At 63.7% G+C, this 24,947-nt stretch carries 21 protein-coding genes; 11 read left to right on the forward strand and 10 right to left on the reverse strand.

Going from position 1 to position 24,947, the window contains the following annotated elements:
• The first annotated feature begins 14 nt into the window (after window positions 1–14).
• Window positions 15–1,838 carry a phosphogluconate dehydratase gene (gene edd / locus WLQ66_RS16645; RefSeq protein WP_340547449.1) on the forward strand — a complete coding sequence of 608 codons (1,824 nt, stop codon included), beginning with the start codon at window positions 15–17 and terminating at the stop codon, window positions 1,836–1,838.
• A 3-nt stretch (window positions 1,839–1,841) separates the two neighbouring features.
• Window positions 1,842–2,489 (forward strand): bifunctional 4-hydroxy-2-oxoglutarate aldolase/2-dehydro-3-deoxy-phosphogluconate aldolase, encoded by a 648-nt coding sequence (gene eda, locus WLQ66_RS16650; protein ID WP_340547450.1) that lies wholly within the window; start codon window positions 1,842–1,844, stop codon window positions 2,487–2,489.
• A gap of 92 nt (window positions 2,490–2,581) precedes the next feature.
• Here the strand turns inward: eda and WLQ66_RS16655 are convergent, their stop codons facing one another.
• The 6 genes from WLQ66_RS16655 to WLQ66_RS16680 form a co-directional block, all read right to left on the reverse strand.
• On the reverse strand, window positions 2,582–2,974 hold the full coding sequence (locus WLQ66_RS16655; protein ID WP_076617012.1) for a GFA family protein: 393 nt from the start codon (window positions 2,972–2,974) through the stop codon (window positions 2,582–2,584).
• Between the two features lie 134 nt (window positions 2,975–3,108).
• On the reverse strand, window positions 3,109–4,080 hold the full coding sequence (locus WLQ66_RS16660) for a carbohydrate kinase family protein (protein ID WP_340547451.1): 972 nt from the start codon (window positions 4,078–4,080) through the stop codon (window positions 3,109–3,111).
• Window positions 4,077–4,721, reverse strand: a complete 645-nt coding sequence (locus tag WLQ66_RS16665; protein WP_340547452.1) for a nucleoside/nucleotide kinase family protein — start codon at window positions 4,719–4,721, stop codon at window positions 4,077–4,079. The genes WLQ66_RS16660 and WLQ66_RS16665 overlap by 4 nt, the downstream gene beginning before the upstream one ends.
• Entirely contained in the window at window positions 4,718–5,494 is a 777-nt protein-coding gene (locus WLQ66_RS16670) for an ATP-binding cassette domain-containing protein (protein WP_340547453.1), read from the reverse strand. Before WLQ66_RS16670 ends, WLQ66_RS16665 begins: the two co-directional genes overlap by 4 nt.
• Window positions 5,494–6,555 (reverse strand): ABC transporter permease, encoded by a 1,062-nt coding sequence (locus WLQ66_RS16675; RefSeq protein ID WP_340547454.1) that lies wholly within the window; start codon window positions 6,553–6,555, stop codon window positions 5,494–5,496. The genes WLQ66_RS16670 and WLQ66_RS16675 overlap by 1 nt, the downstream gene beginning before the upstream one ends.
• A 169-nt stretch (window positions 6,556–6,724) precedes the next feature.
• On the reverse strand, window positions 6,725–7,741 hold the full coding sequence (locus tag WLQ66_RS16680) for a sugar ABC transporter substrate-binding protein (RefSeq protein WP_340547455.1): 1,017 nt from the start codon (window positions 7,739–7,741) through the stop codon (window positions 6,725–6,727).
• A gap of 168 nt (window positions 7,742–7,909) precedes the next feature.
• Here WLQ66_RS16680 and WLQ66_RS16685 point away from each other — a divergent pair, with 168 nt between their 5' ends.
• The gene (locus tag WLQ66_RS16685) at window positions 7,910–9,112 is read left to right on the forward strand and encodes an ROK family transcriptional regulator (protein ID WP_340547456.1); all 1,203 of its coding nucleotides are present in this window, start codon (window positions 7,910–7,912) and stop codon (window positions 9,110–9,112) included.
• Window positions 9,113–9,118: 6 nt separating this feature from the next.
• On the opposite strand, the gene WLQ66_RS16690 is transcribed toward WLQ66_RS16685, so the two are convergent.
• Complete coding sequence (locus WLQ66_RS16690; RefSeq protein WP_340547457.1) at window positions 9,119–9,649, reverse strand: GNAT family N-acetyltransferase; 531 nt, start codon at window positions 9,647–9,649, stop codon at window positions 9,119–9,121.
• Between the two features lie 109 nt (window positions 9,650–9,758).
• A complete protein-coding gene (gene dnaE, locus WLQ66_RS16695) occupies window positions 9,759–13,271 on the reverse strand; it encodes a DNA polymerase III subunit alpha (protein WP_340547458.1) in 3,513 nt (1,170 codons plus the stop codon).
• A 395-nt stretch (window positions 13,272–13,666) separates the two neighbouring features.
• Between dnaE and xdhA the strand changes: the two genes are divergently transcribed.
• The 7 genes from xdhA (at window position 13,667) to WLQ66_RS16730 (ending at window position 23,164) form a co-directional block, all read left to right on the forward strand.
• Window positions 13,667–15,061, forward strand: a complete 1,395-nt coding sequence (gene xdhA, locus WLQ66_RS16700; RefSeq protein WP_340547459.1) for a xanthine dehydrogenase small subunit — start codon at window positions 13,667–13,669, stop codon at window positions 15,059–15,061.
• Window positions 15,061–17,427 (forward strand): xanthine dehydrogenase molybdopterin binding subunit, encoded by a 2,367-nt coding sequence (xdhB, locus tag WLQ66_RS16705; protein ID WP_340547460.1) that lies wholly within the window; start codon window positions 15,061–15,063, stop codon window positions 17,425–17,427. The genes xdhA and xdhB overlap by 1 nt, the downstream gene beginning before the upstream one ends.
• 3 nt (window positions 17,428–17,430) lie before the next feature.
• Complete coding sequence (gene xdhC, locus WLQ66_RS16710) at window positions 17,431–18,390, forward strand: xanthine dehydrogenase accessory protein XdhC (protein ID WP_340547461.1); 960 nt, start codon at window positions 17,431–17,433, stop codon at window positions 18,388–18,390.
• Entirely contained in the window at window positions 18,387–19,904 is a 1,518-nt protein-coding gene (locus WLQ66_RS16715) for an ABC transporter ATP-binding protein (RefSeq protein WP_340547462.1), read from the forward strand. Before xdhC ends, WLQ66_RS16715 begins: the two co-directional genes overlap by 4 nt.
• A 120-nt stretch (window positions 19,905–20,024) precedes the next feature.
• A complete protein-coding gene (locus WLQ66_RS16720; RefSeq protein ID WP_340547463.1) occupies window positions 20,025–21,107 on the forward strand; it encodes an ABC transporter permease in 1,083 nt (360 codons plus the stop codon).
• Between the two features lies 1 nt (window position 21,108).
• A complete protein-coding gene (locus WLQ66_RS16725) occupies window positions 21,109–22,029 on the forward strand; it encodes an ABC transporter permease (RefSeq protein WP_340547464.1) in 921 nt (306 codons plus the stop codon).
• 58 nt (window positions 22,030–22,087) lie between these two features.
• Window positions 22,088–23,164, forward strand: a complete 1,077-nt coding sequence (locus WLQ66_RS16730; RefSeq protein WP_340547465.1) for a BMP family ABC transporter substrate-binding protein — start codon at window positions 22,088–22,090, stop codon at window positions 23,162–23,164.
• A 112-nt stretch (window positions 23,165–23,276) separates the two neighbouring features.
• Here the strand turns inward: WLQ66_RS16730 and WLQ66_RS16735 are convergent, their stop codons facing one another.
• Window positions 23,277–23,588: a cupin domain-containing protein gene (locus WLQ66_RS16735; protein WP_340547466.1), complete on the reverse strand. Its 312-nt coding sequence runs from the start codon at window positions 23,586–23,588 to the stop codon at window positions 23,277–23,279.
• On the opposite strand from WLQ66_RS16735, the gene WLQ66_RS16740 reads away from it, so the two are divergent.
• Window positions 23,587–24,123, forward strand: a complete 537-nt coding sequence (locus tag WLQ66_RS16740; protein ID WP_231739530.1) for an Lrp/AsnC family transcriptional regulator — start codon at window positions 23,587–23,589, stop codon at window positions 24,121–24,123. The genes WLQ66_RS16735 and WLQ66_RS16740 overlap by 2 nt on opposite strands.
• Before the next feature lie 133 nt (window positions 24,124–24,256).
• Here the strand turns inward: WLQ66_RS16740 and WLQ66_RS16745 are convergent, their stop codons facing one another.
• The gene (locus WLQ66_RS16745) at window positions 24,257–24,868 is read right to left on the reverse strand and encodes a CDP-alcohol phosphatidyltransferase family protein (RefSeq protein ID WP_340547467.1); all 612 of its coding nucleotides are present in this window, start codon (window positions 24,866–24,868) and stop codon (window positions 24,257–24,259) included.
• Window positions 24,869–24,947 lie beyond the last annotated feature (79 nt).

Raw genomic sequence — 24,947 nt, forward strand, 5'->3', positions numbered from 1 at the left:
GAAAGAGGCACCCGATGCGTTTGAACCAGACACTCCGCGACGTCACAGACCGAATTATCGCCCGCAGCGCCAAACCTCGCGCCGCCTATCTCGATCGGATGCGCGCCGCCAAGGGCAAAGGCCCCGCCCGCGCCCATCTGTCGTGCAGCGGTCAGGCCCATGCCTATGCCGCCACCGGCGAGGACCAGATGTCCCTCGCCGAAGGCACCGCCGGACACCTCGGCATTGTCACCGCCTATAACGACATGCTCTCGGCGCATCAGCCGTTTGAAACCTATCCGCAGCGGATCCGCGACGCCGTGCGCCGCGTCGGCGGCACTGCGCAGGTGGCCGGTGGGGTCCCTGCCATGTGCGATGGCGTCACCCAGGGCGAGGCGGGGATGGAGCTCAGCCTGTTCTCCCGCGATACCATCGCCATGGCCACCGGCATCGCCCTCAGCCACAACGTGTTTGATGCCACTGTCTATCTCGGCGTCTGTGACAAGATCGTGCCGGGTCTGGTCATTGGCGCGCAGGTCTTTGGCCATCTTCCCGCCGTCTTCCTCCCCGCAGGCCCGATGACCTCTGGCATCTCCAATGATGACAAGGCCAAGGTCCGCCAGAAGTTCGCCGCCGGTGAAATCGGGCGCGACGAGCTGCTGAAATCCGAGATGGCCGCCTATCACGGCCCCGGCACCTGCACCTTCTACGGCACTGCAAATACCAACCAGATGCTGATGGAGTTCATGGGCCTGCACCTGCCCGGCTCCTCCTTCGTCAATCCCGGCACTGACATGCGCGCCGCCCTGACCGAGGAAGGCGCCCGCCGCGCCCTCGCGCTCAGCGCGCTTGGCAATGATTACACACCGGTCTGCGACATCCTTGATGAACGCGCCTATGTGAACGGCATCGTCGGGCTGATGACCACCGGCGGCTCCACCAATCTGCTGATCCACCTGATCGCCATGGCCCGCGCCGGCGGCATCATTCTGGACTGGCAGGATTTCTCCGAACTCTCTGACGTCGTGCCGCTGCTGGCGCGGGTCTATCCCAACGGTCTGGCCGATGTGAACCACTTCCACGCGGCTGGCGGGCTTGGCTATGTGATCGGCCAGCTGCTGAACTCTGGTCACCTCCACGCCGATACGCGCACGGTCGCAGGCAGCGGGCTGGAGAGCTACACCGCCGAACCCTTCCTCAGCGACGATGGTCTGGTGTGGAAACCCGGCGCCGCCGAGACCCTCAACGACAAAATCATTCGCCCCGCCAGCGCCCCCTTCCAGCCTACTGGCGGTCTGGCGCGTCTCTCCGGCAACCTCGGCACCGGCGTGATGAAAATCTCCGCCGTGGCCGAAGAGCACCGCATCGTCGAGGCCCCCGCCCGCGTCTTTCATGATCAGGAGGAGGCCAAGGCCGCCTTCAAGGCGGGTGAGCTGGACAAGGGCGATGTGGTGATCGTGGTCCGCTTCCAGGGGCCAAAGGCCAACGGAATGCCGGAACTCCACTCGATGACGCCCTTCCTCGGCATCATGCAGGGGCGCGGCCAGAAGGTGGCGCTGGTCACCGATGGCCGCATGTCCGGCGCCTCGGGCAAGATCCCTTCCGCCATCCATGTGGTGCCAGAGGCGCTGGATGGTGGTCCGATTTCCAAACTGCGCGACGGTGACATGGTGCGGGTTGATGCCCTCACCGGGACGCTGGAGGTCAAGGCCGAGGGTTTTGACGACCGCGCCCCCGTGGTGGCCGACCTCTCCGCCTATCAGCACGGCACCGGCCGTGAGATGTTCGCACTGTTCCGCAATTCCGTCACCTCGGCCGACACCGGCGCCACCGTATTCTCGACCCTGATCGGAGACTGACCCATGCCCATCACCCCAAAAGATGCCAGCGCCCGCGCCCGCGAGATCTGCCAGCTGGCCCCGATCGTGCCGGTGCTGGTTGTCCATGACGTCGCCCACGCCCGCCCGCTGGCCGAGGCCCTGGTCGCGGGTGGCCTGCCCGCGCTGGAGGTCACCCTGCGCACCCCCTCCGCGCTGGATGTGATTGCCGAAATGGCCAAGGTCGAGGGCGGCGTCGTTGGTGCCGGCACGCTGATCACGCCGGAGGATGTGACCCGCGCCGTCGCGGCCGGTGCGCAATTCGGCGTCTCCCCCGGCGCCACCGACACGCTGCTGGACGCGGCTGAGGCCGCCGGTCTGCCGATGCTGCCCGGTGCCGCCACCGCCTCCGAGGCGATGCGCCTTCTGGACCGCGGCTATGACATGCTGAAATTCTTCCCGGCTGAGGCCTCCGGCGGCGCTCCTGCGCTCAAGTCCATCGGCGCTCCCCTGCCGCAGATCAGTTTCTGCCCCACCGGCGGCGTCAGCCCGGACAATGCAGACAGCTACCTGTCGCTGTCCAATGTGGTCTGTGCCGGCGGCAGCTGGGTCGCCCCGTCCAAACTGGTTGAGGCAGGCGACTGGGACGGCATCCGCGACCTCGCCCGCGCTGCAAGCCAACTGGCACGCTGACCGCGCAGACCTGATGTCCCCCATCCCCCGCAGCCCCGTGCAATACGGCGCTGCGGGGCAGTCACGCCCCTATGGGTCTAGATCCAGATCGATCAGGCCGGATGGCCGCTGGATTTTGGCGCATCGTCGCAAATCTCGTACCAGCCAGGCTTCTCCGACACGAATTCATGAAACCGGTTTCTCGTCGCAATCTCGCTGTCCAGCGCATTTGCGGCAATCGGGAAACTGTCCTCCTCTGACAGGATCTCCCCAAGCGAGCTGCCGCAGACCCTGCAGAAACATCTGCCGTATTTGTAAGGCGGGGCTGGTTGGTACAGGGCCACCTGATCTTTGCCCTCAACCCAGCTCAGATCCTCCCGCTTGACAAAAACGATGGTGCTCGCCCCTGCCTTTCGGCAACGCGAACAATGGCAGGTCCCCATCATGGATGGTTCCGCCTTCAGTCGGAATTTGACCGTTCCACAGCAACAGCTCCCCTCAATCATCTGATAATCCTTCACTAGACAATTCTGAAGAACATTACGTGAACATATGATCCCTGACAATCCCCAACGCAAAGCGCCACACCGGCAGTTGTGACCGGGTGGCGCCTCAGCAGATCAAATGTCGGATCGCGGCCCTAGCCCGCCAGCTCGTCGCGCCAGGGCGGATTGGCACCGGGGCGGGAAACGGTGACGGCGGCGGCCCGTGCACCGTAGCCCAGACAGGCCCGCAGCTGCTCCAGATCCATCGCGCCGCTGGCGGCATCCGCCAGCACGCCTGCCTCGCTCGCTGCCGCCAGAAAGCCTGCGTTGAACGTGTCGCCCGCGCCCACCGTATCGGCCACCTCCGCCGCCTGTGCGGGCACCTCCACCGTCGGGCCGGAGCGCAGATAGCCCTTGGCGCCCTTGCTGCCCAAGGTGAGGATCACCAAGCCGGGGCCCTGTCCTGCCTCTGCGGCCAGAACCTGCCGGATCTTGTCCTCAATCGGAGCGTCGCCCGGATAGATCCAGTGCAGATCCTCATCCGATACTTTGACGATCCCGGCCCCTGCCACCATCGCCGTGAGCCGCCTGCGATAGGCCGCCTCGTCGCTGGCAAACCCGGCCCGCACATTGGGGTCGATCATGATGATGCGCTGTCCGGTTTCCCGCGCGGCCAGACGCGCGTAGGTCTCAGCCGCCGCGCCGTTGCACAAGGATATCCCCCCGAAGAACAGCGTCTTGACCTGTTCCGGCAACTCGGGCAGCCGGTCCGGTCGCAGGCTGGCCCCGGCAGAATTCTCGTCAAAGAAATGATAGGCCGCATGGCCATCCTTCAGATGCACAAATGCCAGTGTGGTCGGCTGATCAGAGACCTCCGCCAGCGCGTGATCCACATGCGACGCGTCGAGCGCCGACATCAGCTGCTGCCCGAAGAGATCCCGCGACAGGCCGGTGAACAGGCCGGTTGCCTGCCCCAGCCGCCCCAGAGCGATTGCGGTGTTGAACACCGCGCCGCCGCAATGGGGCACAAAACCGGTCTGCGCGTCCGCGCCGTCCACCATTGGCACGGCTCCCGCGACCGGTGCCGGGATCATGTCGATCAGCGCCTCGCCACAACACAGGATCATTCTGTCTCACCTTTCCAGATCACATCCGCAGGCAGCGCCGCCTCGGCGATGCGATCGGCGTTGGCCATATCGTTGCGCTCGGCCCGTGCCTCGGCCTCGGCATCGCTCAGCCCATGGGCCTGCCAGCGCGCCACAAGCCGCTCCCGCAGCACCTCGCGCGGCACATCGACCCGGACCGACAGATCCCAGATTGCCGCCAGATCCCGCCAGACGGGCGCGTCGAACAGCAGGTAATTGCCCTCGACCACGGTAACCTCGACCCCTGCATCAACCCGCGCTGCGCCTGCAATGGCGATATCCTGCGCCCGGTCGAACAGCGGATAGACCACCTCCTCCTCTGTCGCCATCGCCGCCATCAGCCGCTGAAACCCCGCCGCATCAAAGCTCTCGGGCGCGCCTTTCCGCGCCAGCAAATCCATTTCGGACAGCAGCCCGTTGTCCAGATGAAACCCATCCATCGGCACCACCGACGCCGGTGTGCCATTGGCGCAGAGCGCCCGCACCAACAGCTCCGCCAGAGTGGATTTGCCGCTGCCCGGCGCGCCCGCCAGCGCCACCAGACGGCGCGCGCGCCCATCGGCAACGGGCAGCGCCTGCACGGCGGTCACCAGATCCGCCAGATATGTCATGTCCCGTGTCATGCTGCTGTCAGATCCCCGGATGGGTCCTGCGCGCCAGTCATATAGGCCACCGCATCGGACATGCTGTGCTGTTTGGGGTCGATCACGCAAAGCCGCTTGCCCAGCCGATGCACGTGAATGCGATCGGCAACCTCGAACACATGCGGCATGTTGTGGCTGATCAGGATGATTGGGATGCCGCGCGACCGCACGTCCTGGATCAGCTCCAGAACCCGGCGGCTTTCCTTCACGCCCAGCGCCGCCGTCGGCTCGTCCAGAATAATCACCTTGGACCCAAAGGCCGCCGCCCGCGCCACGGCCACGCCCTGACGCTGACCACCCGACAGCGTCTCCACCGCCTGATTGATGTTCTGAATGGTCATCAGCCCCAGCTCATTCAGCTTGTCGCGGGCAATCTGCTCCATCCGCGCGCGATCCAGCTGCCGCAGCAGATTGCCCCGCCAGCCGGGTTTGCGCAGCTCCCGCCCCATGAACATATTGTCGGCAATCGACAGCGCAGGCGACATCGCCAGCGTCTGATAGACCGTCTCGATCCCCTCTTCACGGGCATCAATCGGCGACTGGAACGCCACCTTCCGCCCCTCCAGCCAGACCTCGCCCGCGTCGGGGATCACCGCGCCGGAAATCGCCTTGATCAGCGAGGATTTCCCGGCGCCATTGTCACCGATCACCGCCAGAATCTCCCCCGGCATCAGATCGAAATCGCAATGGTCCAGCGCCGTGACACGCCCATAGCGCTTTACCAGACCTCGGGCTTTCAAAATGGGTTCCATCAGACCGATACCTTTCTGATCCACTGGTCTACCGCCACCGCGGCAATGATAAGCAGGCCGATCAGCAGATAGGTCCACTGCGCATCCGCCCCCAGCAGGCGCAGCCCCAGGGTAAAGACGCCCACGATCAGCGCGCCGAAGAATGCCCCCAGGATCGAGCCGCGACCGCCAAACAGCGAAATGCCCCCGATCACCACCGCCGTGATGCTCTCGATATTGGCGAGCTGTCCCGAGGTCGGCGAGACCGACCCGATCCGCCCGATCATCGCCCAGCCTGCAAAGGCGCAGATCAGCCCCGACAGCATATAGACCGAGATCAACACGCGGTTCACCTTGACCCCTGACAGCTCCGCCGCCTCCGGGTCATCGCCAACCGCATAGACATGCCGCCCCCAGGCCGTATGCCGCAGCACATAGGCCAGCAGAACCACCAGAATGACCAGGAAAATCACACCATAGGTGAAGACCGCACCACCAATCTTGATCTTCTCGCCAAACAGCTGCAACAGCGGGGCGTCGGTGGCGATCACCTGGCTGCGAATGGTCTCATTTGCGGAATAGAGGAAATTCGTCGCCAGCACGATCTGCCACATGCCCAGCGTCACGATAAACGGCGGCAGCTTCATCCGCGCCACCAGCCAGCCGTTGATAAAGCCGCAGAGGGTGCCGCAGATCAGTCCGCAGACCACCGCGATTTCCGGCGGCACCCCGTAGCGAAAGGTGAACTGACCCATCACCACCGAGCTCAGCACCATGATCGCCCCCACCGACAGGTCGATACCTGCCGTCAGGATCACCAGCGACTGCGCGCAGGCCACGATGCCGACAATGCCCACCTGTTGCAGGATCAGCGTCAGCGCAAAGGGCGAAAAGAACTTCGAGCCCAGCAGCAGCCCAAAGACGATCACCGACAGCACCAGCACGATCAGCGGCACCAGCGATGGCGTCACATGCAGCAGATGCTGCAACCGGCTGATAAAGGAGGCCTCTCCCTGGTCAAAATCCGCAACGGCCTCGGGGCTGCCGCTGGCCGCCGCTTCATAGCTGTGGGGCGTGGTCATATCTGTCTCCGTAAGATCCGGCGTCCGATGGGCCTGACACCCACAGCCGGGGATGCGGCTGCGACAGGGATCGCAGCGGTGCAGAAGGGGCGATGTTTCCACCGCCCCCATGGCTCGCCTTGGCTAACAGCCCCTTGTCTGGCCTGCCTCTAAGGGGTGTGTCACCTGATCACCCCCAGCAGAGGTTCATGCCCTCTTCGGTGTCGATGCTCTCGACGCCCTCGGCAGGCTGATCGGTCACCAGCGCCACGCCGGTGTCAAAGAACGCCTTGCCCGGTGTCGGCGCAGGCTTCTCACCCGTGGTGGCCCAGGCGCTGATCGCCTCGATCCCCTTGGACGCCATCAGCAGCGGATACTGCTGCGAGGTCGCACCGATGACGCCGTCCTTGATGTTCTGCACGCCGGGACAGCCGCCATCGACCGAGACAATCAGCACGTCGTTTTCGCGCCCGATTGCCTTCAGCGCCTCATAGGCACCGGCAGCGGCGGGTTCATTGATGGTATAGACCACATTGATCATCGGGTCCTTCGCCAGCAGGTTCTCCATCGCGCGGCGACCGCCCTCTTCATTGCCTGCGGTAATGTCATTGCCGACAATGCGCGGATCAGTCTCATCGCCCCATTTGTTGGGATCGCCAAGATCAATGCCGAACCCCTGCAGGAAGCCCTGATCGCGCAGCACGCCCACGGTGGGCTGGCTGACAGCAAGGTCCAGCATCGCGATCTTGGCATTGGCAGCCTCATCGCCAAGGCTCGCCGCCGCCCATTTGCCAATCAGCTCACCAGCCAGGAAATTGTCGGTGGCAAATGTCGCATCGGCCGAGTCGATCGGCTCCAGCGGCGTGTCCAGCGCAATCACCACCAGCCCCGCATCGCGCGCCTGCTGCACCGCCGGTACAATCGACGAGGTATCGGAGGCGGTCAGCAGGATGCCCTTGGCGCCATCGGCAATGCAGGTCTCAATCGCGGCAACCTGGGTTTCATGGTCGCCATCCACCTTCCCGGCAAAGCTCTTGAGCGTCATGCCCAGCTCCGCCGCCTTGGCCTCGGCGCCCTCTTTCATCTTGACGAAAAACGGATTGGTATCGGTCTTGGTGATCAGGCAGGCCGTCACACCCTCTGCGGCAAAGGCGCTGCCGGTCATGGCAGCAATTCCAACGGCTGTTCCCAGTAGGATCTTCTTCATGATGTCCTCCCTCAGCATCACAACGCAACAAAACAGGACGGGCAAACCGTCGTGTCGCCCATAGTGGGCCGTGATTCTGGCCTCTCTGTCAATATATAAATCAACTTGACTTATTAAGTCGATCTTCGCACTTTTCTTAGGTCTCAAAGCGTGATTAGGGTCCGCCGCATGGAACATGAGCAAGTCAGATCCCTGAGCGGCGGCGTCAATCAGACCGGCGTGCGCGTCTTCAACGAACGGCTGATCCTGTCTCTGCTGCAACGCCACGGCCCGATGCCCGGCAGCGCGCTGGCCCGTGGCACCGGCCTGTCGCCGCAGACTGTCTCTGTCATCCTGCGCAAACTGGAAACCGACGGGCTGTTGCAGCGTGGCGAAACGCAGCGCGGCCGGGTCGGCAAACCTTCGGTCCCGATGGGCCTCAACCCCGATGGCCTGTTTTCCTACGGGCTGAAAATCGGCCGCCGCAGTGTCGAAGTGCTCTTGATGGATGTCTGCGGTGCGGTGCGCCAGCAGCTGCGCCTGCGCTACCCCTATCCCACCCCCGCCGTGGTCTTTGATTTCCTGCGCGACAGCATCGCCCAGATGGAGGCCGCGCTGCCCGCAGACCTGCTGCCCCGCATCTGCGGCATTGGCGTGGCAGCCCCCTTTCAGCTTTGGACCTGGCACGCCCAGATCAATGCCCCGGCAGAGGCGCTTGCGGCTTGGCAAACGGTTGATTTCGCGTCTGAAATAGCGCGCTTCAGCACCCTGCCCGTACATGTCGTGAATGACGCCACCGCCGCCTGCCGCGCCGAACATATGTATGGCCGGGGCAAGGCCTATCGCGATTATGCCTATTTCTTTGTCGGCGCCTTTATCGGCGGTGGCGTGGTGCTGAACCACCGCGTGCTTGAGGGCAATCAGGGCAATGCCGGCGCGCTTGGGTCCCTGTCGATGCTGGGTCCGGACGGGCAGGAAACCAAGCTGCTGGATCTCGCCTCCATCCATCTGCTCGAACAGCGGCTGCGCGATGCGGGCAAGGATCCCGGCCAGCTCTGGCAGCTGCCGATGCTCTGGTCCGGGTTCGAGGCTGAGCTGACCCCCTGGCTCGATCAGGCCGCCGACGCCATTGCCCGCGCCAGCCTCGCCACCTGCGCGGTCATCGACTTCGAGGCGGTGCTGATTGACGGTGCCCTGCCCGACAGCGTGCGCAACGCCCTGGTCGAGCGTACCCGCACAGCCTTGTCCACTCTCGACGCCCGTGGCCTGATCCTGCCGCGCATCGACCCCGGTGCCATCGGCCCTAACGCCCGCGCCATCGGCGCTGCCAGCGGCCCGATCATCTCGCAGTATCTGCTCGACACCAACTCGGTGTTCAACGCCGCCCTGTGATCGCCATCAGCCGCAACAGGCCCGCGCAAAGACATCATTGAGATAGGCTTGATCCGCGATCACAAACCGTGTCTCGCCAATCCGGTCAAAACCTTGCGACAGGTAAAACCCCTTGGCGGGCGCGTTCTCGGCATTGCTGGCCAGCCAGACGGATTGCACGCCCTCCTCCGCGCAATATTCCAGCCCCGCCCACAGCAGCGCTGCGCCAATCCCCCGCCCATGGTGGCGCGGCTGCACATAAAGCGTTGTGATCTCCACGTCCGAACAGCCTGGCACAGGCCCCGGACTGCCCCGGCTGATGCGGATATAGCCATCAATGCCGACCCGGTTCTGCGAGACGATAAAATGCTCCTGCGGGTTGGCCAGATGAGCCTCAAAGCGCGCGGCCGTCAGCTGCGCCAGTGCATAATCGGCAAAGAACCCGCTCACCCCTTCACGCAGATAGGTGCCAACCCAGACCTCCAGCGACAGCGCCGCTAGGCTGGAGGCATCCGCCACATCTGCAACCCGCAGAGTGAGATCTGGGTGGTCGGTCACGTCAATGGGTCCTTTCTCTCATCGGAAATTCAGCGTGGGAATATGATGGGCAAGGTTCTGGTTTGGCGCGGCCCGCGCCTGTCAGCCGGGCAAACGGCAGTCTACACCGTCAAATCTCCTCAACATCCATCACCCCGTCCAGCGACTTCAGGGCGCCTTTGATTTGGGGATTGATGGGGAAGGGCTGGCCCAGATCCATCTCAACGTCACCGGGCAGGCCGGGATCCTGCAGGTACATATAGACCTCCCCGCGCGAGGCGTTGCGGGCGGCTTTCTTGGCGTCTTCCAGCACCTGCGCCACCGTCGCCACTGCGCTTGCCTGCGAGATATAGACCCGCAGCGAACTGCGCCCGGCGTCAGCAATCGCCGCATCCACCGGCCCGACAGATCGCACCAGCAGCTTCAGCTGATCGCTTTCCATCGTGGCCTCGGCGGTGATCACCACCTTGGCACCGGTTTCCAGGTATTCGCGTGATTTCTCCAGCACTTCGGAAAACAGCGTGACCTCATAGCCGCCGCTGGTGTCCGACAGCTGGGCAAAGGCAAAGCGGTTGCCGCGCGCCGATTTGCGTTCCTGCCGCCCGGCCACAACCCCGGCCATCTTCGCCATGAAGGGACCGCGCTCGGCCTTGGCCGTGACCTCGTCCAGCGTCATCACATCCTTGCGTTTGAGCGCAGGCATGTAGTCGTCCAGCGGGTGGCCCGAGAGGTAGAAACCAATCGCCTTGAACTCCTCCGACAGCCGTTCGGCGGGCAGCCAGTCGGGCACGTTGGGCAGGCGCGGTTCGGGCAGGTCCTCGCCCGCCTCGCCAAACAGCGAGACCTGGCTGGAATTGCGCTGATCATGCACAGCGGCGGAATAATCCACCAGCGCGCCGAGGCTCTCAAACACCCGGCGCCGGTTGCTGTCCAGCTGGTCAAAGCCGCCCGCCCGCGCCAGCATTTCCAGCGGACGCTTGCCGACCTTTTTCAGATCCACCCGGCGGGCAAAATCAAACAGCGTGGCAAAGGGTTTGTCCTGCCCGCTCTCGCGCCGCGCCGTTGTCACCAGCCGCATCGCCTCGACACCGACGTTTTTCAGCGCGCCCAGCGCATAGACCAGCTCGCCCTTGACCACATTGAATGTCGCCTCGGAGCGGTTCACACAGGGCGGCACATAGGGCAGGCTCAGGCCTTTTTTGACCTCTTCGAAATAGATCGCCAGCTTATCCGTCAGATGGATATCACAGTTCATGACGCCAGCCATGAACTCCACCGGGTGGTTCGCCTTCAGCCAGCCGGTCTGGTAGCTGACCACCGCATAGGCCGCCGCGTGCGATTTGTTGAAGCCGTAGTTGGCGAATTTCTCCAGAAGGTCGAACACCTCCGACGCCTTCTTGGCAGGCACGCCGTTTTCTGCCGCCCCCTTTTCAAATTTGGGGCGTTCGGCGTCCATCGCCTCCTTGATCTTCTTACCCATGGCGCGACGCAGCAGGTCGGCGCCGCCCAGCGTGTAATTCGCCATCACCTGGGCGATCTGCATCACCTGTTCCTGATAGACGATAATGCCTTGGGTTTCCTCAAGGATATGGTCGATCAGCGGATGCACCGACTGGATCTTGCGCAGTCCATTCTTGACCTCGCAATAGACCGGGATGTTCTCCATCGGACCCGGACGATAGAGCGCCACCAGCGCCACGATATCCTCGATACAGGTGGGTTTCATGCGCTTCAGCGCGTCCATCATGCCGGTGGATTCCACCTGGAATACCGCCACCGTCTTGGCCCGCGAATAAAGGTCATAGGTAACGGCATCGTCCAGCGGGATGGCGTTGATCTGGTTCTCCGCCCCCTCCGGCGGATCATAAAGCTGGGTGCCATCGGCGGCGACATGCAGATCGCGGCCCGACTGGAAAATCAGGTCCATCGCGTTCTGAATGACGGTGAGCGTCTTCAGGCCGAGGAAGTCGAACTTCACCAGACCGGCCTGTTCCACCCATTTCATGTTGAACTGGGTGGCGGGCATGTCGGAGCGCGGATCGCGGTAAAGCGGCACCAGCGCATCCAGTGGTCGGTCACCGATCACCACGCCCGCCGCGTGGGTGCCCGCTGATCGCAACAGCCCCTCAACCTGCATGCCGTATTTCAACAGCCGGTCGACAACCTCTTCGTTCTCCGCCTCCTCGCGCAGCCGCGGCTCTTCGCGCAGACTGTCCACGATGGACATCGGTTTCACGCCTTCGACCGGGATCAGCTTCGACAGCCGATCCACCTGGCCATAGGGCATCTGCAGAACCCGCCCCATATCGCGCACCGCCGCCTTCGACAGCAGCGCGCCAAAGGTGATGATCTGCCCCACCTTGTCGCGGCCATATTTCTCCTGCACGTATTTGATCACCTCTTCGCGGCGATCCATGCAGAAGTCGATGTCGAAGTCGGGCATCGACACCCGTTCGGGGTTGAGAAAGCGTTCGAACAGCAAGCTGTAGCGCAGCGGGTCAAGGTCGGTAATCGTCAGCGCATAGGCCACGAGCGAGCCCGCACCGGAACCCCGCCCCGGCCCCACCGGAATGTCGTGATCCTTGGCCCATTGGATAAAGTCCGCAACGATCAGGAAATAGCCCGGGAACCCCATCCCCTCGATGATGCCCAGCTCAAAATCCAGCCGCTCCTGATACTCCTCGACGCTGACGGCATGGGGGATCACGGCGAGACGTTTTTGCAGCCCCTCATTGGCGATGCGGCGCAATTCGGCCACCTCGTCATCGGCAAACTTCGGCAGGATCGGATCGCGCCGATAGGCCATGAAAGCGCAGCGTTTGGCGATCTCCACGGTGTTTTCCAGCGCCTCGGGCAGGTCGGCAAACAGCGCGACCATTTCCTCCTGGCTCTTGAAGTAATGCTGCGCGGTAAGCCTGCGGCGCGGCTCCACCTGATCGACATAGGCGCCTTCCGCGATACAGATCATCGCATCATGGGCCTCATACATTTCCGTGTTGGGGAAATAGACATCATTGGTGGCAACCAGCGGCAGGTCCATCGCATAGGCCATCTCGATATGGCCCCGCTCGGTCAGCTGTTCAGCTTCAGGCTGGCCGTGTTCGCCCGGATGGCGCTGCAACTCCACATAAAGCCGATCTGGAAAGATCGCTTTCAGCCGCTGCATCAGGGCCTCTGCCGCCGGGCGCTGCCCCTGCTGCAACAGCCGCCCCACCGGCCCATCCGGCCCGCCGCTCAGACAGATCACATCGCCTGCATATTGCGCCAGCTCCTCCAGCGTCACATGCGGCAGCTCGCTGCCCTGCCGCAGATAGAGGCAGGAATTGAGCTTCATCAGATGCTCATAGCCGGTCTCGCTCTGCGCCAGCAGCACCAGCGGCGCTGGCGGTTTGGGCCGCTCGCCCGGGGCAGGCTCGGCAGACCGCAGATCGACCTGGCAGCCGATGATAGGCTGCACCCCTGCGCCACTGGCCGACACCGAAAACTCCAGCGCCGAGAACAGGTTGTTGCTGTCGGTCACCGCAATCGCGGGCATCTCGTGTTTTTTGCAAAGATCCGGCAGCTTCTTCAGCCGCAATGCGCCTTCCAAAAGCGAATATTCGGTATGGGTGCGCAGGTGAATGAATCGGGGAGAGCTTGTCATCCCGCCAAGCTAGCGTCAGCGCCGCCAAGGTTAAAGCGGTTCCGCACCAGAGAAGCCGCGACCCTGCCCATCCCCCGTTCCGCCGCGCAGGTTTCACCCGATGCCGCAATATTCAGCGATTATTATTCTGCTTTCTTTGAAAGTCTTATCGAACCCAACCATCAACGCCGCGACAATCTGACCTAAAGTCGTTCAAAAAGAACAGCATACGCCGGTATTCAGCAAGGATCTTGCGCCCCGCATCGACTCCATGGCAGAGTCACTTTTCCTTGCCAGAACAACAGCCTGCTTTCTAGGCTATCGGCAACGGAACCACCAAGGCCCGCCATGTCTTCTACGTCGCATCGAAGGGATGGCACCAAGGGAAAACCAGAGTAACGCGACGGGTTTCTGACATGACAATCACCTTTCGGCTGAACGGTGAAGAGGTCGCGCTGACGGAGGTTTCTCCGACGGCGACGCTGCTGGACTGGCTGCGCGAAGAGCGCGGGCTGACCGGCACCAAAGAAGGCTGCAACGAGGGCGACTGCGGCGCCTGCACCGTGATGGTGACCGACGCCAAAGGCGCCAAACCGCTCAATGCCTGCATCCTGTTCCTGCCGCAGCTGCACGGCAAATCCATCCGCACCGTCGAAGGCGCGGCCGGCCCCGATGGCCAGCTGCATCCGGTGCAGGAGGCGATGATCACCCACCACGGCAGCCAATGCGGTTTCTGCACGCCGGGGTTCATCATGTCGATGGTGACCGCCCACAAAAATGGCGCCTCGGATCACGACGACCAGCTGGCAGGCAATCTCTGCCGCTGCACCGGCTATGCGCCGATCATCCGCGCCGCCGAGGCCGCCAGCGCCGAACCCGTCCCCGACTGGATCCACGGCGAAGATGCCATCAGCCTGCCTGACACAGGCGGCGATGCCACGTCTCTGCGCCCCACCTCCGCCGACCAGCTGGCCGCCGCCTATGCTGCCCGCCCGGACGCGACGCTGATTGCAGGCGCCACGGATGTCGGTCTCTGGGTGACCAAACAGCTGCGCGATCTGTCGGATGTGATTTTCCTCGATGGCTGCGATGACCTGAAAGGTATCTCCGAACAGCCCGACGGCAGCCTGCGTATCGGTGCGATGGTGGATATGAACCAGCTGCGCAGCGCCCTCGCCGCGCGGCATCCGTCTTATGGCGAAATGCTGCGCCGCTTTGCCAGCCAGCAGGTGCGCGCCGCCGCCACCATCGGCGGCAATATCGCCAATGGCTCCCCCATCGGGGACAATCCGCCTGCGCTGATCGCACTTGGTGCAACGCTGGAGCTGCGCAAGGGCGACAGCCGCCGCAGCCTGCCGCTTGAGGATTTCTTCATCGACTATGGCAAGCAGGACCGCCAGCCCGGTGAATTTGTCGAGGCGATCACCCTGCCCGCATGCCCGAAGGGGCAGACCGATGGCTTGCGCGTCTACAAGCTCTCCAAACGGTTCGATCAGGATATCTCCGCCGTTCTGGGGGCCTTTAACCTGACGGTCGACGCCGGCCGGATCACCGCCGCGCGCATCGCCTTTGGCGGCATGGCGGGCGTGCCCAAACGCGCCAGCCACGTGGAGGCCGCCCTGATTGGTCAAGACCTGTCGGCCGCAACACTCGCCACCGCGCGGGGCGAATTTGCCCGCGACTTCACCCCGATGAACGATATGCGCGCCTCTGCCGATTACCGGCTGGAGGCTGCGGCAAATATGCTCGCACGCTACTTTGACGATCTGGGCCAGACAAGCGCACCCACACATGTGCTGGAGGTGAAGTGATGGCTGTTGCAAAACCCCTCCCCCATGATGCGGCACGGCTACATGTGACCGGTCAGGCGCGCTATGTCGATGACATCCCGACCCCGCGCGACACCCTGCATCTGGCCTTTGGCCTTTCGACCGTGGCCCATGGTGACATCACCGCACTGGAGCTGGACGCCGTGCGCCAGAGCAATGGCGTGGTTGCCGTGCTGACGGCAAAAGATCTGCCGTTTGACAATGACGTCTCGCCGTCTGCCCATGACGAGCCGCTGCTGGCCAAGGGGTCTGTCCACTATATCGGCCAGCCGGTGTTTCTGGTGGTGGCAACCTCCCATCGTGCTGCGCGGGTGGCCGCGCGCAAAGGTCAGGTCAGCTACGCCGAACGCCCGGCCCTCCTGACGCTGGAGGATGCGCTGGCCGCCGACAGCCGGTTTGAAGACGGCCCACGCATCTACAGCAAAGGCGACGCAGGCAGCGCCATCTCCGCCGCCGCCCATGTGGTCGAAGATACGTTCGACATTGGCGGGCAGGAGCATTTCTACCTCGAAGGTCAGGCCGCCCTCGCCCAGCCGCAGGAAGATGGCGGCATGCTGGTCAACTCCTCGACCCAGCACCCGACCGAGATCCAGCACAAGGTGGCCGAGGCCATCGGCCTGCCGATGCACAGCGTGCGGGTTGAGACCCGGCGCATGGGTGGCGGCTTTGGTGGCAAGGAAAGTCAGGGCAACGCGCTGGCCGTCGCCTGCGCCATCGCCGCACGCGCCACCGGTCGGACCTGCAAGATGCGCTATGACCGCGACGACGACATGACCATCACCGGCAAGCGTCACGCCTTTCGCATTTCCTACCGCGCGGGCTTTGACGCCGAGGGGCGCATTCTGGGGGTTGAGTTCACCCATCTGGTCGATTGCGGCTGGGCACAGGACCTGTCGCTGCCGGTGGCCGACCGCGCCATGCTGCACAGCGACAACGCCTATGCGATCCCCGCGATCCGCATCGAAAGCCACCGGCTGAAGACCAACCGGCAGAGCGCCACCGCCTATCGCGGCTTTGGCGGTCCGCAGGGGATGGTCGGGATCGAGCGGGTGATGGATCACGCGGCCCATAAGCTGGGGCTGGATCCGGTCGATCTGCGCATGAAGAACTATTACGATGCCCCCCAAACGGCGGGCGACGGGGGCGCTGCCCCCCGGCCTGCGGCCTCCCCCCGGGATATTTCCGGCCAGAAGATATCCGGCCAGAAGACGGACAATACCACGCCCTACGGGATGGAGGTCACCGATTTCGAGCTGCACGGGATGACCCGGCAGCTGCTGGAGAGCGCGGATTATGCCGCGCGCAAGGCCGAGATCGCCAAATGGAACGCCGGGAATGAGCGGCTCAAGCGCGGGATTGCGTTTTCTCCGGTCAAATTCGGCATTTCCTTCACCCTCACCCATCTCAATCAGGCGGGTGCGCTGGTGCATGTCTATCAGGACGGCTCGGTCCATCTGAACCATGGTGGCACCGAGATGGGGCAAGGCCTGTTCCAGAAGGTGGCACAGGTGGCCGCCAGCCGTTTTGGCATCGGGCTGGAAAAGGTGAAGATCACCGCCACCGACACGGCCAAAGTGCCCAATACCTCGGCCACCGCCGCCTCCTCCGGCACCGATCTGAACGGGATGGCGGTAAAGGCCGCCTGCGACAGCATTCGCGACCGTATGGCCGATCATCTGGCCGAGCGCTATCAGGTCACCGCAGCGGAGGTGGTGTTTGCCGATGATGAGGTGCGGATCGGCGCCGAGGCCCTGCCCTTCGCCCGTGCAGCACAGATCTGCTATGAGGGGCGTATCAGCCTGTCGGCCACCGGGTTCTACAAAACGCCGAAACTGGAATGGGACCGCATTCAGGGCAAGGGGCGGCCGTTTTTCTACTTTGCCTATGGCGCTGCGATCACCGAAGTTGTCGTCGACCGCCTGACCGGCGAAAACCGCATTCTGCGCGCCGACGTGCTGCATGATGCCGGCGCCTCGCTGAACCCGGCGCTGGATATCGGCCAGGTCGAAGGCGCCTATGTGCAGGGTGCAGGCTGGCTCACCACAGAGGAACTGGTCTGGGATCAGACCGGCAATCTGCGCACCCATGCGCCCTCCACCTACAAGATCCCCGCCTGTTCGGATCGGCCCGATGTGTTCAATGTGGCTCTTTGGGACGGCGAGAACCGCGAGGACAGCATCTATCGCTCCAAAGCGGTGGGAGAGCCGCCCTTTATGCTGGGGATTTCCGCCTGGCTGGCGCTTGGTGATGCGGTCGGGCACTTCGCGCCCGCCTATCCTGCGCTCAATGCCCCCGCCACGGCGGAGGAGATCTGGCGCGCGATGCGTCGCATCGCGCCGGGGGCCTGAGCCATGGGGTTTGATCTTCAGGATCTGCGCCGCAGGATCGGCGCCCATGGCACGGTGGTGCGGGTGGTGATTGCCGCCATCCGCGGCTCTTCCCCGCGTGAGGTGGGCGCCGCCATGCTGGTCTGGGACGACGGCCAGTCCGGCACCATCGGCGGGGGCGCGCTGGAGCATGAGGCCGCCGAGGCTGCCCGCCGCCAGTTGCAGGATGGCAAGACCCGTTTGCAGTCCATCCGCGCGCTTGGCCCGGATCTGGGGCAATGCTGCGGCGGCTCCGTCACCCTGTGGAGCGAGATCTACCGCGCTGCCGATCTGGACCGGCTGGATGGCGATGTGATCCTGCGCGCCCTGTCCACCGAGCTGGGCGAGCCGGGCGAGCCACCCCTGGGCCTGCGCCGCAAGCTGGCGCTGGCCCGCAGCCAGGGGCAGCGGCCCGACGCGCAGCTGGCCGACGGCTGGCTGCTGGAACCGGTCCATCGTGCCGAAACCCCGCTGTGGATCTGGGGGGCGGGCCATGTCGGCCGCGCTCTGGTTGATGTGCTGGCGCCGCTGCCGGATCTCGACATCACCTGGGTCGATACCGGCCCTGACCGTTTTCCCGCCCGGATCCCGCCCTCAGTCACTATGGTTCCGGCGGCGGAACCTGCGGCACTGGTGCCGCATGCCCCTGAAAATGCACGGCATTTGGTGCTTACCTATTCCCATGCGCTGGATCTGGCGCTATGCCACGCCTTATTGCTGCGCGGCTTTGCCTTTGCCGGGGTGATCGGATCTGCCACCAAATGGGCACGGTTCCGGTCGCGGCTGGCGGATCTTGGCCACCGGCCCGAGCAGATCGCCCGGCTCACCTGCCCGATCGGGGATCCCGGCCTTGGCAAACATCCGCAGATGATTGCGGTCGGGGTCGCGGCAGAGCTCTTGCGGATGGGCGCAACAGACGAGTTGAAGAAGGACAGACGCGCGTGACCCAACCTCTCCTGAGCCTGCAAGGTTTGACAAAGGCCTATCCTGGTGTTGTTGCCAACGATACGGTCTCCTTTGATATCGGCGCGGGAGAGGTTCATGCCCTGCTCGGCGAAAACGGCGCCGGGAAATCGACGCTGGTCAAGATGATCTACGGGCTGGTGAAACCGGACAGCGGTACCATGCTGCTGCGCGGCGCCCCCTATGCCCCGGCCGAGCCGCGACAGGCACGGGCGGATGGCATCGCGATGGTGTTTCAGCATTTTTCGCTGTTTGACGCGCTGAACGTGGCGGAGAATATCGCCCTTGGCATGGAACAGCCGCCCGCCCTGCGCGATCTGGCCAGCCGCATCCGCGAGGTTTCGGAAACCTATGGCCTGCCGCTGGACCCCTATCGCACGGTGGGCGATCTCTCTGCCGGCGAACGCCAGCGGGTGGAGATCATCCGCTGCCTGTTGCAGGACCCCAAGCTGCTGATCATGGATGAGCCGACCTCGGTTCTCACCCCGCAGGAGGTGGATATCCTGTTCCAGACCTTGCAGAAGCTGCGCTCCGAGGGCACCTCGATCCTGTATATTTCGCACAAGCTGGAAGAGATCCGCACGCTCTGTGATCACGCCACCATCCTGCGGCTGGGCAAGAATGTCGGCGAATGTGTCCCCTCTGAAACCTCGGCCCGCGATATGGCCGAGCTGATGGTGGGCACCGCGCTGCAGACACCGGAGCGCGCGGGCCGCGATCTGGGCGATGTGGCGCTGGATATCACCGGCCTGTCGGTGCCTGCGCCCTCGGCCTTTGGCACGGCGCTGAAGAATGTGCATATGACCGTCCGCAAGGGCGAAATCCTCGGCATTGGCGGGGTGGCGGGCAATGGCCAGGACGAGCTTCTGGGCGTGCTGTCCGGCGAAACCACCACCGCTGCCGATGCGGTCAAGATGCATGGCGCGCCGGTCGGCCACCTTGGCCCTGTTGCGCGTCGTCGCCTGGGTATTCTGGCCGCGCCGGAGGAGCGTCTCGGCCATGCCGCCGCACCGGATATGAGCCTGACGGAAAATGCCATGCTGACCGCCGCCACCCGCGAAGGCCTGTCCAGCAACGGCTTTCTGAAATGGGGGCTGGCCAAGGAATTTGCCGAAAAGGTCATCAAGAATTTCGACGTGCGCACCCCCGGACCTGAAAACGCGGCGCGTTCGCTGTCGGGGGGCAATCTGCAGAAATTCGTCATTGGCCGCGAGGTGCTGCAAAACCCGGAGGTTCTGGTGGTGAACCAGCCGACCTGGGGTGTGGATGCCGCCGCCGCCGCCGCGATCCGCCAGTCGCTGCTGGATCTGGCCGCCGGGGGCACTGCGGTAATCTGCATCAGCCAGGATCTGGATGAGCTGATGGAGATTGCCGACAGTTTTGCCGCCCTGAACGAAGGCCGCCTGAGCGCGCCGCGCCCCACAACCGGGCTGAGCGTCGATGAAATCGGCCTGATGATGGGGGGAGCACATGGGATGGAGGTCGCGCATGTCTAGCCTCGCAGCCGGGCGTGCCCATCCCGGCCGCAGCGCGGGCTGCCGGGTCGGGAGTGTGAGTATTTTTGGAAAGATGACAGGCACGCAGGCACAGATCTGCGACCGGGGGGGACAACAACAATGATCCGGCTAGAAAAGAGACCACAGCCCTCGCGGGTCTGGTCGATGGCGACGCCGCTGGTGGCGGTGCTGGCGACCATGATCGCGGGCGGGCTTTTGTTTGCGGCCCTTGGCAAGAACCCGGTTGAGGCGATCCGCACCATTTTCTGGGATCCGCTGTTTGGCGAATTTGCTTTTTACTACCGCCCGCAGCTGTTGGTGAAGGGCGCGCCACTGGTGCTGATCGCCATCGGCCTGTCCTTGGGCTTTCGCGCGGGTATCTGGAACATCGGCGCCGAGGGCCAGTATATCATGGGCGCCATCTGTGGCGCCGGGGCTGGCCTTGCCCTTTACCCTACAGACTCGGCACTGATCTTTCCCTTGATGGTGGTGGCAGGCGCGCTGGGGGGCTGGGCCTGGGCGATGATCCCCGCAGTGCTGAAAACGCGCTTTGGCACCAATGAGATCCTGGTCTCGCTGATGCTGGTCTATGTGGCCGAGCAGTTTCTCGCCTCGGTCTCGCTGGGATTGCTGAAAAACCCCGAGGGCTTTGGCTTTCCCGGCTCGCGCAACCTGCAATCCTGGGACAGCGCCCATAACGCCGAGCTGATCACGGGCACCGGCATGCACTGGGGTGTTGTGGCGGCGCTGATCGCGGTGATCTTTGCCTATGTGCTGCTCAACCGTCACATGCTGGGTTATCACATCCGCCTGACTGGCGAGGCGCCACGTGCCGCGCGTTTTGCGGGCGTGAACCCCACCCGGCTGGTGCTGTTCTGCCTTGGCACCTCTGGCGCGCTGGCGGGTCTTGCGGGGCTGTTTGAGGTCTCCGGTCCCTCTGGCCAGATCTCCATCGATTTCAACGTGGGCTACGGGTTTACCGCCATTATCGTTGCCTTCCTGGGCCGGTTGCACCCTGTCGGCATCCTGCTGGCGGGTGGTCTGATGGCGCTGACATATATCGGCGGCGATATCGCCCAGTCCAACATGGGCCTGCCTTCGGCGGCGATCCAGGTGTTTCAGGGGATGCTGTTGTTCTTCCTTCTGGCGCTGGATCTCCTGACCAATTTCCGCATTGCGCTCAGCAAACCCGAGGTGGTGTGACATGGATCTTTCTGCAATCAACCCGGTCCTGCTCATCGCCTCGCTGATGGTGGCGGCCACACCGATCCTGATCGCTGCCATTGGCGAACTGGTGGTGGAGAAATCAGGCGTTCTGAACCTTGGCGTCGAAGGCATGATGATCACCGGCGCCATCGCAGGCTTTGCCACCGCGGTGGAGACCGGCTCGCCCCTGATCGGGTTCCTTGCCGCCGCTGTTGCCGGGGCAGCGCTGTCGGTTCTGTTTGGCTTTCTGACCCTTGTGGCGCAGGCCAATCAGGTGGCCTCCGGTCTGGCGCTGACGCTGTTCGGCCTCGGCCTGTCGGCGCTGATGGGGCAATCCTACGTCGGTGTGAAACCGCCACAGATGAGCGACATCCACATCCCCGTCCTGAGCGACCTGCCGGTGATTGGCCCGATCCTCTTTGGCCATGACATCATCCTCTATTTCGGCATCGCGCTGACCGCCGCAGTCTGGGCGCTGCTGAAATTCTCTCGCGCCGGACTGGTGCTGCGTGCGGTGGGGGAAAACCACGATGCTGCCCATGCGCTGGGGTATAAGGTGATCCGCATCCGCCTGATGGCGATCATGTTCGGTGGCGCCTGTGCCGGTATCGGCGGGGCCTACATCAGCCTTATCCGGGTGCCGCAATGGACCGAAGGCATGACCGCGGGCGTGGGCTGGATTGCGCTGGCGCTGGTGGTCTTTGCCAGCTGGAAACCCTGGCGCGCACTCCTTGGTGCCTATCTTTTTGGCGGCGTCACCGTGGTGCAGCTCAATCTGCAAGCGGCAGGCGTTGCCATCCCGGTGGAGTATCTGGCAATGTCGCCCTACGTGATCACAATTATCGTGCTTGTCATTCTTTCGGCGGACAAAAGCAGCGCACCTGCCGCCCTTGGCCGCAACTTCCACGCCTCCCGCTGACGGGGGGCTTTTCACTGCCCCGCTGTCGGGGCCAATAGATGCAACTGGGGAGAACCTGATGAAACTGACCAACCTTCTGACCAGCGCCGCCGTGGCGCTTGGCCTGGCCACCGGTGCGGCCTTGGCCGAGGACAAGACCAAAGTGGGCTTTGTCTATGTCGGCCCTGTCGGTGACGGTGGCTGGACCTATGAACACGATCAGGGCCGCAAGGCCGTGGTTGCGGAATTCGGCGACAAGGTCGAAACCGTCTATGTCGAGAACGTCGCAGAAGGCCCCGATGCCGAGCGCGTGATGACCCAGATGGCGCTGGAAGGTGCGGATCTCATCTTCACCACCTCCTTTGGCTACATGGATCCCACCATCAACGTCGCCAAGAAATTCCCGAACGTGAAGTTCGAGCACGCCACCGGCTACAAGCGCGCCGACAACGTCTCGACCTACTCCGCCCGCTTCTACGAGGGGCGCGCGGTTCAGGGCCACATTGCCGGCCATATGACGGAGTCGAACATCATCGGCTACATCGGCTCCTACCCGATCCCCGAAGTGATCCGCGGCATCAACTCGGCCTATCTGCACGCCAAGAAGGTGAACCCTGACGTCCAGTTCAAGATCGTCTGGGCCTTCACCTGGTTTGATCCCGCAAAAGAGGCTGATGCCGCCAAGGTGCTGATCGAACAGGGGGCTGACGTGATCCTGCAGCACACCGATTCCACCGCACCGCAGGCCGCCGCACAGGCCGCAGGCAATGTGATCACCTTTGGTCAGGCGTCTGATATGGCCGAATACGGGCCCAAGCCGCGCGTCTCCTCGATCATCGACAATTGGGCACCCTATTACATCGCCCGCACCAAGGCCGTGATCGACGGCACCTGGACAAGCAGCGACACCTGGGACGGTATTGGCGCCGGCATGGTTGGCATCGGTGAAATCTCCGATGCGGTTCCCGCTGATGTGAAAGCCTCCGCACTGGAGCTGAAAGCCGCGCTGGCCGATGGCTCCTACCACGCCTTCACCGGCCCGATCAAAAAGCAGGACGGCTCCGACTGGCTGGCCGAAGGCGAGACCGCCGATGACGGCACCCTGGCCGGCATGAACTTCTACGTCGAAGGCCTGGAAGGCGACATTCCGCAATAAGCGGCCACCGCCTTCAGATGACCCGCAGCAGAAAGGCCCGCCAGTCCGGCGGGCCTTTTTCATAGCGGCCGTCGCTGTTCCTCTCGCGCGACCGCAGGGCAAATGCCGCCGTCTAGATGCTGCCCGCCGTTTCAATGACAAGCGCCCGCACCGGCCCGTCGGGATGCGCCACATGTTCATCGCCGCTCTCGGCATGAAAGATGTCACCCGGCAGCAGGCGCAGGATACGCTCGGCCCCGTCGATGCGAACATGCATGTCGACCTCACCGTCCAGCACGACAAAGACCTCAGGGCCATCGTTGACATGCCATTTATACGGCGCGTCGGTCCAATGCAGCCGCACGGTTGCATCGCTTATGCGTTCGATATCCAGCGCGTCCCAGGCCTTTTCGCCCGTAAACGCCGTTGCGGTGATCTTCTTCATGCCCTACCCCCGGCTGCTGTGGTTGATGTGGTTCATCTCAACTGCGATGTTACGGCTGCGGCAACGGATCGGATACTTGCGGTCCGACGTGATCAGCCTGCCAATCGGGGAATTCAACGTGGATCGGACGGACAAACGGATATTGGCGGTTCTGGAACGGAACGCCCGCACCAGCGCTGCCGAAATCGGGCGCCAGATCGGCCTGTCCCGGACCGCGGTTCAGGACAGGCTGTCGAAGCTTGAGACACGTGGCGTGATCAGCGGATATCGGGTTCAGCTATCGGAGCCTCAGGACGACCTGATCCGGGCGGTCCTCTTCGTCAGAATTGCGGTCCGCCCATGCACCGATGCGCTGACCTGGATGGCCTCGCTCGAGGGCGTGCAGGAGGTGCTGTCTCTGTCCGGTGAGATCGACGCCATCGTCAGATGTGCCGTGCCGGATGTCGCCGCGCTGACGGCGCTCAATGACAGGATCGGGGCCAGCGACTGGATTGCCGGTTCGAATTCGAACGTGGTGCTGCGCACCCTCCGATAACCCCGCGCAGATGCCGGCCGCAGATCTCGGGTCCGCTCCCGCGTCCGTTCATGGGCCGAACCTCAAAGCGCGCGCGGCCCTGCCCGTCATCTTTCCATAAATACTCAAACCGCACCGGCAGCGGCGCTGCCCCTCAGTCGCGGCGGAACACCCGCAGCGCCAGGAGCACGCGGGAGGTGGCGGTCACCAGACAGAGCGCGCCAAACACCCAGGCCATCGGTGCAAACCACGCAGGCAGCAGGCACAAGAGCACGAAAAAACCGATCGTCTCCGCCCCCTCCAGCAGACCGCCGGTGAAATAAAGCGTTTTGACCCCGCGCGCCGTGCTTGTCATCTTGTGTTTCTCCGCCAGCACCGCATAGCCGAGGAAACTGGTGCCATTCACATAGAAGGTCATCAGCAAGAACGCCCCGGCCACGCCATTCTGCACAGGATCCGCCAGCACAAAAGCAAGGGGGACCGCACCGTAGAACAGGAAATCGCAGGTGATATCGAGATAGCCGCCAAAATCGCTTGGCTCGCTGGCGCGTGCCACCGCGCCGTCCAGACCATCGGCCAGCCGCGACAGAAGCAGCGGCAGCAGCGCCAGCGCAAAGAGCGAACAGGCGATCATCCCGGCCGCCAGCAGCCCCAGCGCCAGCCCAAGAAGCGTCACCTGATTGGCACTGATGCCCGCGCGCGCGATGACCTGCCCCTGGGCATTCAGCATCGGGTCGATCAGCGGGCGAATTTTTGAATCGAACATACTCTCCCCTACCCTGCGCACCGGGGCTTTGCCACTCACGATTATGATAGGGCAGAGCCGGTGTCTCGCGCAGATCTCT

Origin of the sequence: Phaeobacter sp. A36a-5a, from assembly GCF_037911135.1 — a bacterium.
Taxonomy (GTDB): domain Bacteria; phylum Pseudomonadota; class Alphaproteobacteria; order Rhodobacterales; family Rhodobacteraceae; genus Phaeobacter; species Phaeobacter bryozoorum.